Source organism: Flavobacterium ranwuense (assembly GCF_004349315.1).
GTDB classification, from domain to species: domain Bacteria; phylum Bacteroidota; class Bacteroidia; order Flavobacteriales; family Flavobacteriaceae; genus Flavobacterium; species Flavobacterium ranwuense.
Map to the genome: position 1 here is coordinate 40,156 of NZ_SMLH01000002.1, position 14,076 is coordinate 54,231.

The following is a 14,076-nucleotide window of genomic DNA, read 5'->3' on the forward strand; positions in this document are numbered from 1 at the left end:
AATAATCTATTATATAACCATTATAAAAATCAAATTATGAAAATCATCAAAATTTCAATGTTGGCATTAACTCTAGGATTAATGTCATTTTCTGCCATCGCCCCAGCAAATGCTTTGGTGTCAAAAGTTTCGTCTGTTGCTTCATCCATTTTATGGAAAAGTGAGAGTATAGATGTGGGTCAAATTCCTCAAAACACACCAAAAGCCATTAATTATGAATTTAAAAACACAGGAAAAACAACGGTAATAATCACTAACGTACAAGGGTCATGCGGTTGTACAGCAACCGATTATACCAAAACACCAATTCTTCCTGGGAAATCTGGAAAAGTTACTGCAACCTACAATGCGGCCAATAAAGGTGCATTTACAAAAACGGTTACAGTTACAACAAATGCCGAAGGAACGCCAAAAGTATTGACACTTAAAGGAATTGTTATTTAGGCTTTAAAGGTTGTTTAAAATGTTAAAAACTCGATTTGTCTTTGATAAATCGAGTTTATTTATGACTGAATCTGAGCTTGTTTCGACTACAATTTGATGTTTTTAAATCCATGATTTTTAAATAAAATGTTTATCTTTCCTTTTTTTAAATTTAAAAAATGAAATACAACAGATGTGGGAAAAGCGGTTTATTACTGCCACAAATATCTTTAGGATTATGGCATAACTTCGGTTCGGTGGATAATTTTGAAAATGGGGAGAACATTGTCAAAGCAGCTTTTGATAAAGGAATTACCCATTTTGATTTGGCTAATAATTATGGTCCGGTTCCGGGTTCGGCAGAGACTAATTTTGGTAAAATACTGAAAAATAATTTTCAGGGAAATCTGCGGGATCAAATTGTAATTACGACCAAAGCCGGTTACACCATGTGGAACGGTCCTTATGGCGACTGGGGTTCCCGAAAATATTTGTTGTCGAGTTTAGACCAGAGTTTGAAGCGCATGAATCTGGAATATGTAGATGTTTTTTATTCACATCGTTTTGATCCGGAAACGCCTTTGGAAGAGACTATGATGGCTTTGGACTATGCCGTGCGAAGCGGAAAAGCGTTATATGCAGGGATTTCCAACTACAATACAGAACAAACCAGAGAAGCTGCCGAAATCTTGAAACGATTGGGAACACCTTGCTTGATTCATCAAGTAAAATATTCTATGTTTGTTCGACAACCTGAGGCGGGATTACTAGATGTTCTCGAAGAAAAAGGAGTAGGCTGTATTGCTTTTTCACCTTTGGCACAAGGACTTTTAACGGATAAATACCTGAAAGGGATTCCTGAAAATTCAAGAGCTTCAAATCCAAACGGACATTTGCAATTAGAAGAAGTTTCTGAGGCAAAAGTTGAAAAGATTGTAGCGTTGAATGAAATAGCGAAAAGACGAAGCCAGTCTTTGGCTCAAATGGCATTGGTTTGGCTATTAAAAGACAACCGAATTACTTCGGTTTTGATTGGTGCCAGTTCCGTTGGTCAATTAAATAATAATATTGACAGTTTACAAAATCTGAATTTTTCCGCAGCTGAATTATTAGATATTGAGAAGATTTTGGGATAATTAAAAAAGTTTGATCAAAATGCGAAAAATAAAGATTTAGAAGAGTGAGGAATCAAGGTTTAATCACTTTTGCAAAAAGTATACCGTTGATAAATAAACCTTTATTAAAATGGACTCCGTTGGTTTAAATCGATGGAGTTTTTTTGTATAATAAAAAAGGTTAACTTGCGCTATAGAAAAAAAGTGATATATCTTACAAAAATGGAAGCTGTATTTTAGTTTTTTTTTAGATTCTATGTGTTCCATGAAGAGATTGATTAATTTAAATACGTATTCTAAACTACTGTTGTTGATAATTTCAACAAGTATTTTCTTTTTTCTAATTTACATCTCGCTTTACCTTTATACCGTTCAAGAAGAACGTCATTTTTACAAAACTACATACAATCAATACGATAAAGAAGTAAAGTCTTTGTTTAGACTCAATTCTAAAACGGCTACAGCTACTATTATTGATGTTACCTATTGGGATGAGTTGGTTAATTTTACAAAAACAAAAGATAAAAAGTGGTTTGATAAATATATTTTAAGTCAATTCGAATCGTATGAAGCTGATTACATTTGTATTTATGGTTTAGATCAAAAAATAATCAATAAAACAGCTTCTTCTAAGATTAAAAGTCTTGATTTTATTCCAAAAGAGATGATGTCAGCGCTTTATAAATCGAAACTTGAAAGATTTTATATAAAAATTCCAGAGGGTGTTGTCGAGGTTTTTGGGGCAACAATTCATCCTTCAAATGATCCTAAAAAGAATAAAACAAAGCCTTCCGGTTATTTTTTTATAGCAAGACTTTTAGACGAATCATTTTTTAATGCTTTAGGGAATATAAGCAGCTCGAAAGTTAATTTAGTTTCAAGTGATTATGCAATTGCAAATGAAGATGATTTTGTTATTGTAGGCATAGATTTAAAAGATTGGAAAAATGGAGCTGTAGCCAAATTACTTTTTAAAAGACCTTTCAATTTAAATTACACGAACACAAAAGAGATTCTTTTTATTGTTGTTCTAGTTTCCTTGATTAACATTTTTGTCTACGTTTATTACACGAAAAGATGGGTTTATAATCCATTAAAGTTAATCAAGAGTATTCTTGAAACGGGTAATATGAGTTCCATTAATAGTTTGAAAAGATCCCAAGGAGAGTTTGGATACATTGGAAACCTATTTGAAGAAAACAGCAATCAACGGAAACAATTAGAAATTTCCAAGCAAAAAGCGGAAGAAAGTGATACATTAAAATCTTCTTTTTTGGCTAATTTATCGCATGAAATCAGAACGCCTATGAATGCCATAATGGGATTCAGTGATTTACTTCATGATACAAATTTAGAGGAGAAGGAGAGATTAGAATATTTAAAAATCATAAAAAATAGTGGCGGTAATTTGGTTTCAATTATTGAAGACCTTATCGAAATGTCTAAGATTGATGCAAATCAAATTATGCCTAATTATAAAGGATTAGATATAGAAAAGTGTATTATTGAATTGTATGATTCCATCAAGGTTACGATTCCTAAAGACAAAGAAATTCAATTTTATATTCTTGAAAATCCGGAAAAACTTCAGGAAAATATTCTAACGGATGAAACGAAACTGAAACAGATTATAGTTAATTTGATTACTAATGCGTTAAAATTTACGGATAGAGGTTTTGTCGCTTTTGGATATTCAATAAACAAAGAAAAAGAAGTTTTAGAATTTAAGATTGAAGACTCTGGTATGGGAATCAGCGAAAATTATTTAAAAATGATTTTTGATAGATTTAGAAGAATTGAAGGCGATGGATCTAGCGAATTATCAGGATTAGGTCTGGGGTTGTCAATTACAAAAGCGTATGTTGAAATGTTAGGCGGAGAAATAAAGGTTAGTTCTACAATTGGATTGGGTTCCGTTTTTTCATTTACAATACCATTAAAATTAGATCAAACATTTAAAGCAATAAAACCCAAAAAAGTAAAATCTTTTTTCAGGAATTATGAGAATGAAATTATTTTAGTAGCAGAAGATGATACCATTAATTTCTTGTTGTTGAAAAAAATTATAGAATTAAAAAACCATACTGTTCTAAGAGCTAAAAACGGACAAGAAGCAATAGCTATTTGTACTGAAAACCCAAACATTAGTTTGGTATTCATGGATATAAAAATGCCTGTGTTAGATGGTTATCAAGCTTACGAAAAAATAAAAATAATAAGACCGGAACTTCCCGTTATTGCCCAAACAGCTTATTCCTCATTTGAAGAGAAAGAAAAAATGATGCAATTTGGTTTTATGGACTGTATTACAAAACCACTGGATAAGGAAAAAGTATTTGAAATGCTGGATACTGTTTTTAAGGAACTAAATAAAACTCAGGACGCTTAAGCTTGAAATACTACTTTTGATTGTCTTGTTTTTACTTATTTCTAAAATTTTTCAAAATTTTCAAAGACAGGTTTGTCTCATTCTTGCGGTTTTTTAAACTTTTCCTCCCGTTAATAGCTGTAATTTTACTAGATTTAAATTTTGGTCTGGACACATTGATATTAGAAATAATTTCAAATTGCGGATTAATTTTCTAAAACTTATATTTCAAGAATTTAAATAACAAACGCATGGTTTTTAAATCGATAAATCCGTTTTCGCAACTAATTATAGCTGAACATGAAGTATTGACAAATGTACAATTGAATCAAAAACTGCAATTGTCAGAGTGTGCATTCAAAAATTGGAAACAAACCACATTTGGGCAAAGAGCTGATCTGATAAAAAAGCTAGCCAATATTCTTAGAGTAAAGAAAGAGGAACTGGGTTTGTTGATAACCAATGAGATGGGTAAGGTGTTATCTGAAAGTATTTCTGAAGTGGAAAAATCAGCTGGAAACTGTGATTTCTATGCAGAGAATGCCGAGAGAATGCTGAAGGATGAACATTATGATACGCCTTTCAAAAGCATGTCTGTTTACGATCCGATGGGCGCTGTTTTTGCAATTATGCCTTGGAATTATCCTTTTTGGCAAGTATTGCGTTATGCCGCACCGGCAATTATGGCGGGCAATGTAACCCTTTTAAAACACGCTCCAAATGTTATTGGTTGTGCAAAAGCTATTGAAAATGCGTTTTTGGAAGCCGGTTTTCCTGAAGGTGTTTTTCAGCAAATTACTATTGATATTCCTCAGGTCGAAAGTGTAATTGCATCAGATATTGTGCATGGAATTACTTTGACCGGAAGCGAAATGGCTGGTTCTTCTGTAGCTTCACTAGCTGGAAAGCACATTAAAAAATCAGTGATGGAATTGGGTGGTTCAGATGCTTTTATAGTTTTGAATGACGCAAATCTTGAAAAAGCAGCTACGGTTGCAACACAATCCAGAATGTTAAATGCAGGTCAAGCTTGCATTTGTGCCAAACGATTTATCGTTACTGAGAAAGTAGCGGATGAATTTACAGCTCTTTTTACCCAAAAAATAAAATCCCTACAGCAAGGAAATCCATTGCAGCAAGGAATTAATATGGGACCTCTGGCTCGGTTAGATTTAGCCGAAAAATTAGCAAATCAGTTGAAAAAATCATTACAACAAGGTGCTAAATTAGTACTAGGGGGTGAGCGGGAAGATTGTAATTTCCAACCGACATTAATTGATTTTGTAGATTCAAATAATATTGCTTTTCAGGAAGAAACTTTTGGTCCATTGGCTACAATTATAAGGGCAAAAGATGAAAATGATGCTATAACTATTGCCAACAATCATAGATATGGATTGGCTGCTGCAATTTGGACTGAAGATCGCGAAAATGCGTATAGACTGGCAAGGAGAATAGAAGCGGGAAATGTGTTTGTAAATTCATTAGTACGGTCTGATTCCAGGGTTCCTTTTGGAGGAATAAAAAAATCAGGTTACGGAAGAGAATTAGGTGCAATAGGAATTAAAGAATTTATGAATATGAAATCATTGATTATTGAATAATAGTATTTAGTACGTATTATATTGAAAGAATCGAGAACAGGAATTGTATTTAAAACAAATCTGTTCTCGATTTTTTATTCAATCTATTCCTCAATTTATATAAGTACCAAGTCATAAAATAGATTGTTTGATTTGCGCCTTATTAATAGGTATAGATAGCCGCTTTTAAATCTTTTGGTTTATTGGAAAGTATCACAATAAATGGAGATCCTTTAAGTGCTGCATTTTGTTTTAACCGTATTTTCCCGTTATCTGAAAACGATAAGGGAGATTCTCCTTTCGTCCCTCCGTAAAAACTAGTTATCATCCCAGATTCTTTCAATCCGATAGTTTGATGTTTTTTTAGCACGATAACTTTTTTATAATCGGATTTTCCATCGAGTTGAATTTTTTCAGATATGATTTTAGAATCATTTTTTGATTTTTCATTTAATTGTGCTACTGCATATTGACTGATTGTATTTTCTTCAGTGCTTTTGGGTAAAGTATAGTAAACTAAATTATTTTCTGTTTTAATAAAGTTTACTTCAATTGTTTCGCCATCATGTTTAATAATTTGATGTGTTTGCGCAATTAATGACGCTGTAAATAAAAGAGTGAACGCTGTAAATAAATTTTTCATGTGTTTGTATAATAGGATATGTATAAGAACCCATTTTTAATTTGGGACATATGTTTGTAGTTTTTTTGTAAAGAAATATGGATTAAACTATTTCTGGCGGAGGAGTGAAATTTTTTAAAGCAAACTCTTTAATATTAAATAAATCAAAAGAATTGATTTCCTTACTTTCAAAAGAGTAGTATTCGAAACAATTGACACTTTCAATTGTATCTATAAAAAGTGTTTTTGATTTGCTTTCCAAATTATTTTCTTCAGAATTTTTTTCGGATTGCTCGTACAAATCATATTTATTTTCATTAGAAAACATTGAAAATTCGTCACTTATCCAAACAAAGGAAAAAGCGACAAATAATAGTAAAACGGAGATTTTAAGTGCTAAACGAAACATGCTCGAAATTTACTAAAAAAGGAATTTATATACCATTAAAATTTTCATAAAATAAGCATTAATGATAATGCGATTGGGTTTTTATAATTGTTAATATAGATGCTTTAATAGTTGGTGTAAATTGTGTTTCTAAAGATAAAAATATTGGATGTAGGTATCTTAGTTTAAAAAAAATAAATGCATCAGCAGTTTGTTTTAAAAATATACTATTTATTGTTTAGTGTATTTTTATAGGGGTGTGTTTTTATTTTTTGTGTAAATGTCTTTAAAAAAATGATTTTTAAATTTTACTTTTCAATTTTAAGTAAAATAATTATGGGTATGTGTCTAAAAATTAATTGTTGAATTTTTAAAATTGATGCTTTAAAATACGAAATGCTTATTATTTTTTGATGATTTTTCGGTATTGATAATTCTTCTGAAAACGAGATAGAAAAGTACTAAATAGTAATTCAAGTGAAATAAAAGTTAATAAATTCGCTTCAGAAACAAGAATATTTAACATTAAAAAAAGCCAATATAAAAGCTGTTTTCTTGATTATAAGTATTAGAATTTTTTAAAATGTATTAACTAAGATCAAAATAATTACCAAACTAGATTACTAATTAAAACCAATTAAAGATGAAAAAAAGCCTAGCTATTCTAGCATTAATGCTAACAACAAGTTTAACTTTCGCGCAAGACGCTCCAACGCCACCTTCAACTACTTTTGCAGGATCTGCTGATGCCTATTATAAATATGATTTTTCTGGTGTAGACAACAGTTTAACCAGTTTTACAAATTCTCACAATTCATTCGAATTAGGGATGGCCTCTATCGAAGCATCTCATAAAATGGGTAAAGCATCTGTTTTTGTTGATTTAGGGTTTGGAAACAGAGCGGCTCAATTTACTTATAATGATGCTGAATCAACTTTCATGATTAAACAATTGAATTTCACTTACGAGTTTTCGGATAAATTTAAAGTTACTGCGGGTAGTTTTGGAACTCATATTGGATATGAACTATTGGATGCGGTAGATAATAAAAATTACAGTATGTCTTACGCATTTACTTACGGTCCATTCTTTAATACTGGAGTAAAAGCACAATATACGTCAGGGAAATTCAGTTTCATGGCTGGAGTTTCAAATCCAACGGATTTCAAGACGACAATTGAAGCGGGTTCAAGCCAAAAAACTTTCATAGGTCAATTAGGATATGTTGGTGATACTGGAAGTGCGTATTTCAATGTTACTTCTGGAAGTAGTAATCCTGCATCTGATGAGAATAAAACACAATTTGATTTTGTAGGTTCGAAAAAAGTGAGTGATACATTCTCTTTAGGATTCAACGGTACTTATGCTATGACAAATAATGACGTTGATAGTTCATTGGATGGAGAATGGTTTGCTTTAGTAGGATATGCAAATTTAGCATTGAAAGAAACATTAAGTTTAGCGTACAGACTTGAGTACTTAGATGCTAAAGAGGCTACTGCTGGGCTTGGTTTACTTGCTGGAACTAGTGTTATAGGTAATACTTTATCACTAAATTATAAGGTAGGAAACTTGACTATTATTCCTGAATTTCGTGTTGATAAGGCTTCAGAAGATATCTTCACAAACAGTGATGCAGCTCCAAAAGGTTTAACAGCTTATGCGTTACTTGCAACAACTTATTCGTTCTAGAATTAAGATAATATTTTTTTTTTTGCTGTCAAGATGCTTTCGAGTATTTTGGCAGCTTTTTTTGTTTAGATTTCTGAGGTGCTTCAAAAGGTAACTATAAGAAAAACTTGAAATAGAAAACGGTTCTTTGAGAGATTCAAAAAACCGTTTTTATTGTAGAATGTATAAACTACTTATTGTTTTTTATAAATAGAATAAATGGTATTTATTGTTTTTTCATCTAATAGGTCATTGACTTCTGTTTGAATATAATGTAGTTTAAAAGCGGTTATTGCGGCGGGTAGATTTTTAGTGTCATATCCTATAATTCGCAATCCTTGTTCTACATTAAAATCAGTTGGAGCCGTTTCTAAAAACTCATCAGACCAAATACCAAAACCTTTCTCCGCTAATATTTTCCAAGGAAACAATTGGCTGGGATCTTTTTTTCTTGTTGGTGCAATATCTGCGTGACCAATAATGTTTTGAGCAGGAATATTGTAATCTTTTTTTAGTTTGGTTAAAAGCGCCAATAAGCTATTGATTTGTAATTCAGAAAAAACTTCAGATCCATTGTTGTCCAATTCAATTCCTATTGATGTAGAATTAATATCGGTATTTTTCCCCCAAGTACCAAAGCCTGCATGCCAGGCTCTTAAGTAATCATTCAACATTTGGACTACTTTACCATCATCCGAAATTAGATAATGGGAACTCACTTGGGATTCAATTTTTGTGAACGTTTTTAGTGTTTGTTGTAATGAATCCTGTGCCGTATGATGAATGATAATAAAATTAGGCTTTCGTAAATTAAAATTAACGGTTCCTATCCATTCTGTATTAATACCGTTTTGCAAAGGCGTTGACCCCATTTTGAAAATAGTATCTTTATAGGTGTGCAGCTGTTTAGTGTATAATGTATCAATGTTTATTTCTACATGAGTAATAACGGGTAATGGCTGTGACTCTTTATTAGAAATGGTTTTTTTTAATGTTTTGAGCTTGTTGTCATAAATTTTTTCACTCTTTTTATAAGGATTTGTTGAGCAAGAAGCAGTGATAATGACTAAAATAAGGTAATAAAAAATTTTGTTCATGTAGGTTTATATTTAGCAACAGACAAAAAATCGATTAATTAGATTTTTTCTTAGATTTCGATTTTTTAGGATTTTTAGCTTCTTCATTTAGAACGATATATTTCTCCTTTTGGTCTTTGTTTAATAATTCCATGACTTTTCTATCAGTAGATTCTGAAAGAGCTTGAATGTTTTTTATTTTTTCATCTTGGCTAACTTCTGCTTTTATAAGCATGCCTTGTGTTCTTATACTTTCGTTAAAGATATTAGAGATTGCAATTACCTGAAGTTCATCAAGAATGAGTTCCGGTTTTAGTCGCTCCATTATTTTTCCAACCGTTACTTCAACGGGAATTTCTTTTGGTTTGTCCTGAGCTCTGGATTGATCCATTCCACTATTCATTCTACGATTACTTCCATAACCATTGCCATAACCGTTTCCATATCCGCCATTACCGTATTGTGCAGAAATTATATTTGTAGATAATAATACAAATGCGATGATTAATAGTGATTGAAATGGTTTCATATTTAGTTTTTAAAATGGATTAAAATCGTCTTAGGAAAATTATACTGGTTCTCCGTACAAATCAAATTCTGTTGCTTCAATAATTTTGATCATTACAAACTCACCCGTTTTTACGTAATGTTTCGATGCGTCTATCAAGACTTCATTATCTACATCTGGACTGTCAAATTCAGTTCTTCCCACAAAATGACCACCTTCTTTTCTGTCAATGATACATTTGAATGTTTGTCCCACTTTCTCTTGGTTTAAATCCCAAGAAATTTGCGACTGTAATTCCATAATTTCGTTTGCACGCTCTTGTTTTACGGTATCAGGAACATCGTCTTCCAGTAAGTACGCATGTGTATTTTCTTCATGAGAATAAGCAAAACAACCCATTCTGTCAAACTTCATTTCTTGAACAAAATCTTTCAATATGTTGAAATCCTCTTGCGTTTCTCCTGGATATCCTACAATCAAAGTCGTACGAATAGCCATTCCGGGAACTGCTTCACGGAAATCTTTCAATAATTTTGTTGTTTTTGCTTGAGTAGTTCCACGACGCATTGATTTCAAAATAGAATCTGAAATGTGTTGCAACGGAATATCAATATAATTGCAAATCTTAGGCTCACGCTTCATGATTTCCAGAACATCCATCGGGAAACCGGTAGGGAAGGCATAATGTAGACGAATCCATTCGATTCCTTCTACTTTTACCAATGCTTCCAATAATTCGCCAAGAGCTCTTTTTTTGTAAAGATCTAAACCGTAATAAGTTAAATCCTGAGCAATTAAGATCAATTCTTTTACACCGTTTTTAGCTAATCCTTCCGATTCTTTTACTAATTTTTCAATAGTTTGTGAAACGTTTTTTCCTCGCATTAATGGAATCGCACAAAAGCTGCAAGGTCTGTCGCAACCTTCTGAAATTTTTAAATAAGCATAATTTTTTGGGGTCGTAGTCAATCTTTCTCCTAATAATTCATGCTTATAATCAGCTCCCAAAGCTTTCAATAATTGTGGTAACTCTGTAGTTCCAAAAAACTGATCTACATTTGGTATCTCTTTTTCTAAATCAGGTCTGTAACGTTCCGATAAACACCCTGTAACGAATACTTTATCGACCAATCCTCTTTCTTTCTTGTCAGCATATTCCAGAATCATATTTACTGATTCTGCTTTAGCATTATCAATAAATCCACAAGTATTTATTACAATAATATTTCCTTCTTCAGCTTCCGGAGCTTCGTGAGTAACGTCTTTTCCGCTTGCGCGAAGCTGTCCCATTAGCACTTCACTGTCATACACATTTTTCGAACACCCAAGAGTGATTACGTTGATTTTATTCTTTTTTAAAGACTTAGTTCTCATAACATTAGAATCCCGATAATTTGGGAATTTTGCAAAATTACAATTTTTATTTTTAGGACCATAAATCTTTGTGTTTTTTATGGAGCTATTCCTGCTGTACGTTGCAATCTCCCGAAAAAACGGGAGGATTTCCACTGCCATCAGGGCTAAAAAAAATCCGTTCCATGATAACGAAACGGATTTTAAATTTTATTTGTTGGATTGATTACAATTCAAATGATAATGTTACTGAAACATTGTTGTTTATGGCATCAATACTGGCACCATCTGTAAAGCCGTGATTAAAAAAACCTTGTTGTGAGTTTCTTTTGGCGTAAGAATACGCTAAATCTACTTTTGTAGAACCAAAACTGTATCCTAAACCTGCTGAATAACCGGTCAAATCACCTATAGTAACTCCGTTTTTATAAGGACTTTGTTCGTAACGATATCCTGCTCTTAAGCTCAAAGCCTCAATTTTATATTCAGCACCTATTCTTAGTTCGCCAGTAGTATCTAATGTTGAATTCATATCGCTATTTAGATCATTAAAATAAGGATCGTTTTCAGGTTTGAATTTAGTGTTGCTATAATCCTTAATTGCATAATCAACACTTAGCAAGCCAGATTTTCCAAAAATATAAGCGAAACTTCCAGTTAGTTTACTTGGAGTTTGTAGCTTATAAGGCTCGTAAATATTAACAATCTGAGGATTTACTACATCATTGGTGTCATCTTCATTAGTAGCGCTGCTTACTGCGACCAGACTTTGAGATAGTTCATCATTTAATTTATACCATGTAGATGATTCGTAAGCCAAACCTAAACGAATTTCATCAGAAACCTTTGCAATTGCTCCCAGTTGAAAGGAGAATCCAGTTCCGTAAGTGTATAAGTCATTTTCAAAACGTAAATTGGTTACAGTGTAATCAGCTGTTAATGGAGCGTTGTTCTCTTCGTAAAAAGTAGATGATTTGTGAAAGTCAGTGAAATGGGAGTTCAAATTCAGTCCAATGAATAATTTGTCTTTATATGATGTTGCAGCATTAAAAGATAATTTTCCGTTATATCCTGTACTGTAAACGGAATTTTCTTGGTAATAATTACCTCCTGCTGGAACATTCGAGGAATAAGGAGAATTATTATTGGTTTCATCATCGGGATCAATAATAAAGCCTTGGTAACCTAAAAATGCTTGTTGCGCTGCAAATCCATTTAAATTAGGGTATTGATTGTTTGGTAAATTACTTCCTAAAAATGAATATAAATCTGAAATGGATTCTCCAGGTTCCAGATTTACAAATTCTTGAGGTACCGGAGCTCCATTATTGGAATTGTTAGCGTAACTTAAAAAATAATCACCTATAGAATTGTTCGGATTGGTTCCGGCAGAAAAAACTCCGTTATCAAAATTAGTTGTGTTTTCGTAATTAACACCCAGTGAAATCTTTTTCCAATTGCTATTTGAGTTTCTGTTGTTAAAAACAAAAACTGCACCCGCCTGATTCAAATCAAAGGAATTGTTTTTCTCGCTTGTTGTGTTGCCAAAGTAATTAGAGTTGTTTTTTGTATCAAAATTACTTAAGGTAAGAGCCATTTGGTTATTTGTAAATACTGCAGAACCCGCAGGATTTACATTCAGAGAGGATAAATCACCACCAAGAGCTCCAAAAGCACCACTCATTGCTCTAAAACGAGCTGTTCCGTTCAGGTTGTCCTGTGCATAACGCATAGCATCTGATATTTCTTGTGATTGAGCAATGCTTGCAGAGAAGCCTAAAGCTAATAAGAATATATATTTTTTCATTTTTAATTCGTAAAGTTTAATTTAATATTAAAATAGGAATGGATATAAATAATTATTATCCTCTGCCGCCTCTTCCGCCACCGGATGATCTACCGCCTCCAGAATTTCCAGAATTATTTGATCCGGAACTATTTGAGCTAGGAGTATATGATCTGGAATTGTTGTCGTTTCTTGAACTTGGAGTATAAGATCTGTTGGGAGAGTTATTTTGGCTACGGGGACTATTCGTGTTGGATCTTCTGCTTGGGTTGTTATAAGAATTGTTTCGCGATTGTCCTTGATTTCTTGAAAATGTTGGACTTGTTCTATTGAATCCGTTTGTAGTACTTCTTCTGAGATTAGTATTGGTATTTCCTCTGTAATTTGAATTATTGGATCTTCCGCTAACGGTATTACTTTGATTTCTGGAGTAATTTGCTGCATTTCGAGTAGTGTAATTTCGATTACTGTTTGCGTTGTTGGTGTAAGAAGAACCTCTTCTGCTTGCGTTATAGGAATAGTTTCTATTATTATAGTAATTGGAATGTCCCCAGTTATTTCCATACCAGTTATTCCAACCCCAATTATTTCCATACCAGTTATTCCAGCCCCAATTATTACCGTACCAGTTGTTGCCGTACCAATTATTCCAGCCAAAACCAACGTTCATGCCCCAACCGTAACTGCCATTCCATCCCCAGTTATTTCCGTACCAGTTATTCATTCCCCATCCATTGTCGTAAACGTTTATACTTACAGTTTGAGGATTACTGCCCCATCCGGGATAGTTGGTATAGTCTTGTAGGCTATCGTTTTCTATGTTGTAATCATTGTAATTATCTACATCTGTAAAAATTTCAACAGGCTGATTAGTGTTCTGTAAAGACCCAAAATAGTCTTTATATTGATTATTTGGAGCATTTTGCGTCTCTACTTCAACAGTTTTTCTTGGAGCGTTACCATATATTCCGTCAGAATCATAGTAAGAACTGTTTTGGTAGGAGCCACAAGATGTCAACAGGACGCTCAAAAATCCAACAATGTAATATATCGTCGGGTTTCGGAAGGAAAGAGTACTAGTTTTCATATATATGGAGTTTTTATTGTTGGACATTACAAAAATAGTTAGTTTTGCTGAACTATTTATTTAAAAAACATTAATGCAAAATTTGTGCCAAACTA

General features: G+C 32.6%; 12 protein-coding genes. 5 read left to right on the plus strand and 7 right to left on the minus strand.

Going from position 1 to position 14,076, the window contains the following annotated elements; translation table 11 throughout:
* Positions 1-36 precede the first annotated feature (36 nt).
* The 4 genes from E0I61_RS04715 to E0I61_RS04730 all read left to right on the plus strand — a co-directional run bounded on the left by E0I61_RS04715 (position 37) and on the right by E0I61_RS04730 (position 5,510).
* Positions 37-444, plus strand: a complete 408-nt coding sequence (locus E0I61_RS04715; protein ID WP_131996257.1) for a DUF1573 domain-containing protein — start codon at positions 37-39, stop codon at positions 442-444.
* A 158-nt stretch (positions 445-602) separates the two neighbouring features.
* On the plus strand, positions 603-1,559 hold the full coding sequence (locus E0I61_RS04720) for an aldo/keto reductase (RefSeq protein ID WP_131996260.1): 957 nt from the start codon (positions 603-605) through the stop codon (positions 1,557-1,559).
* A 244-nt stretch (positions 1,560-1,803) separates the two neighbouring features.
* Positions 1,804-3,927, plus strand: coding sequence for an ATP-binding protein (locus E0I61_RS04725; RefSeq protein WP_165930178.1), 2,124 nt, complete (start codon positions 1,804-1,806; stop codon positions 3,925-3,927).
* Between the two features lie 230 nt (positions 3,928-4,157).
* On the plus strand, positions 4,158-5,510 hold the full coding sequence (locus tag E0I61_RS04730; RefSeq protein ID WP_132069768.1) for an NAD-dependent succinate-semialdehyde dehydrogenase: 1,353 nt from the start codon (positions 4,158-4,160) through the stop codon (positions 5,508-5,510).
* 142 nt (positions 5,511-5,652) lie between these two features.
* Here the strand turns inward: E0I61_RS04730 and E0I61_RS04735 are convergent, their stop codons facing one another.
* Together E0I61_RS04735 and E0I61_RS04740 are read right to left on the minus strand one after the other, a co-directional pair.
* Entirely contained in the window at positions 5,653-6,132 is a 480-nt protein-coding gene (locus tag E0I61_RS04735; RefSeq protein ID WP_132069770.1) for a hypothetical protein, read from the minus strand.
* A gap of 82 nt (positions 6,133-6,214) precedes the next feature.
* Positions 6,215-6,520: a hypothetical protein gene (locus tag E0I61_RS04740; RefSeq protein ID WP_132069772.1), complete on the minus strand. Its 306-nt coding sequence runs from the start codon at positions 6,518-6,520 to the stop codon at positions 6,215-6,217.
* Positions 6,521-7,142: 622 nt separating this feature from the next.
* On the opposite strand from E0I61_RS04740, the gene E0I61_RS04745 reads away from it, so the two are divergent.
* A complete protein-coding gene (locus tag E0I61_RS04745; protein ID WP_132069774.1) occupies positions 7,143-8,192 on the plus strand; it encodes an outer membrane beta-barrel protein in 1,050 nt (349 codons plus the stop codon).
* A 173-nt stretch (positions 8,193-8,365) separates the two neighbouring features.
* On the opposite strand, the gene E0I61_RS04750 is transcribed toward E0I61_RS04745, so the two are convergent.
* From E0I61_RS04750 to E0I61_RS04770, 5 genes are all read right to left on the minus strand, one after another.
* On the minus strand, positions 8,366-9,268 hold the full coding sequence (locus E0I61_RS04750) for an N-acetylmuramoyl-L-alanine amidase (RefSeq protein ID WP_132069776.1): 903 nt from the start codon (positions 9,266-9,268) through the stop codon (positions 8,366-8,368).
* Positions 9,269-9,302: 34 nt separating this feature from the next.
* Positions 9,303-9,776: a hypothetical protein gene (locus E0I61_RS04755; protein ID WP_131996280.1), complete on the minus strand. Its 474-nt coding sequence runs from the start codon at positions 9,774-9,776 to the stop codon at positions 9,303-9,305.
* Positions 9,777-9,815: 39 nt separating this feature from the next.
* A complete protein-coding gene (gene rimO / locus E0I61_RS04760) occupies positions 9,816-11,129 on the minus strand; it encodes a 30S ribosomal protein S12 methylthiotransferase RimO (RefSeq protein ID WP_132069778.1) in 1,314 nt (437 codons plus the stop codon).
* 205 nt (positions 11,130-11,334) lie between these two features.
* Positions 11,335-12,915, minus strand: a complete 1,581-nt coding sequence (locus tag E0I61_RS04765; protein WP_132069780.1) for an OmpP1/FadL family transporter — start codon at positions 12,913-12,915, stop codon at positions 11,335-11,337.
* Positions 12,916-12,970: 55 nt separating this feature from the next.
* Positions 12,971-13,981, minus strand: coding sequence for a hypothetical protein (locus E0I61_RS04770; protein ID WP_132069782.1), 1,011 nt, complete (start codon positions 13,979-13,981; stop codon positions 12,971-12,973).
* Positions 13,982-14,076: the final 95 nt, after the last annotated feature.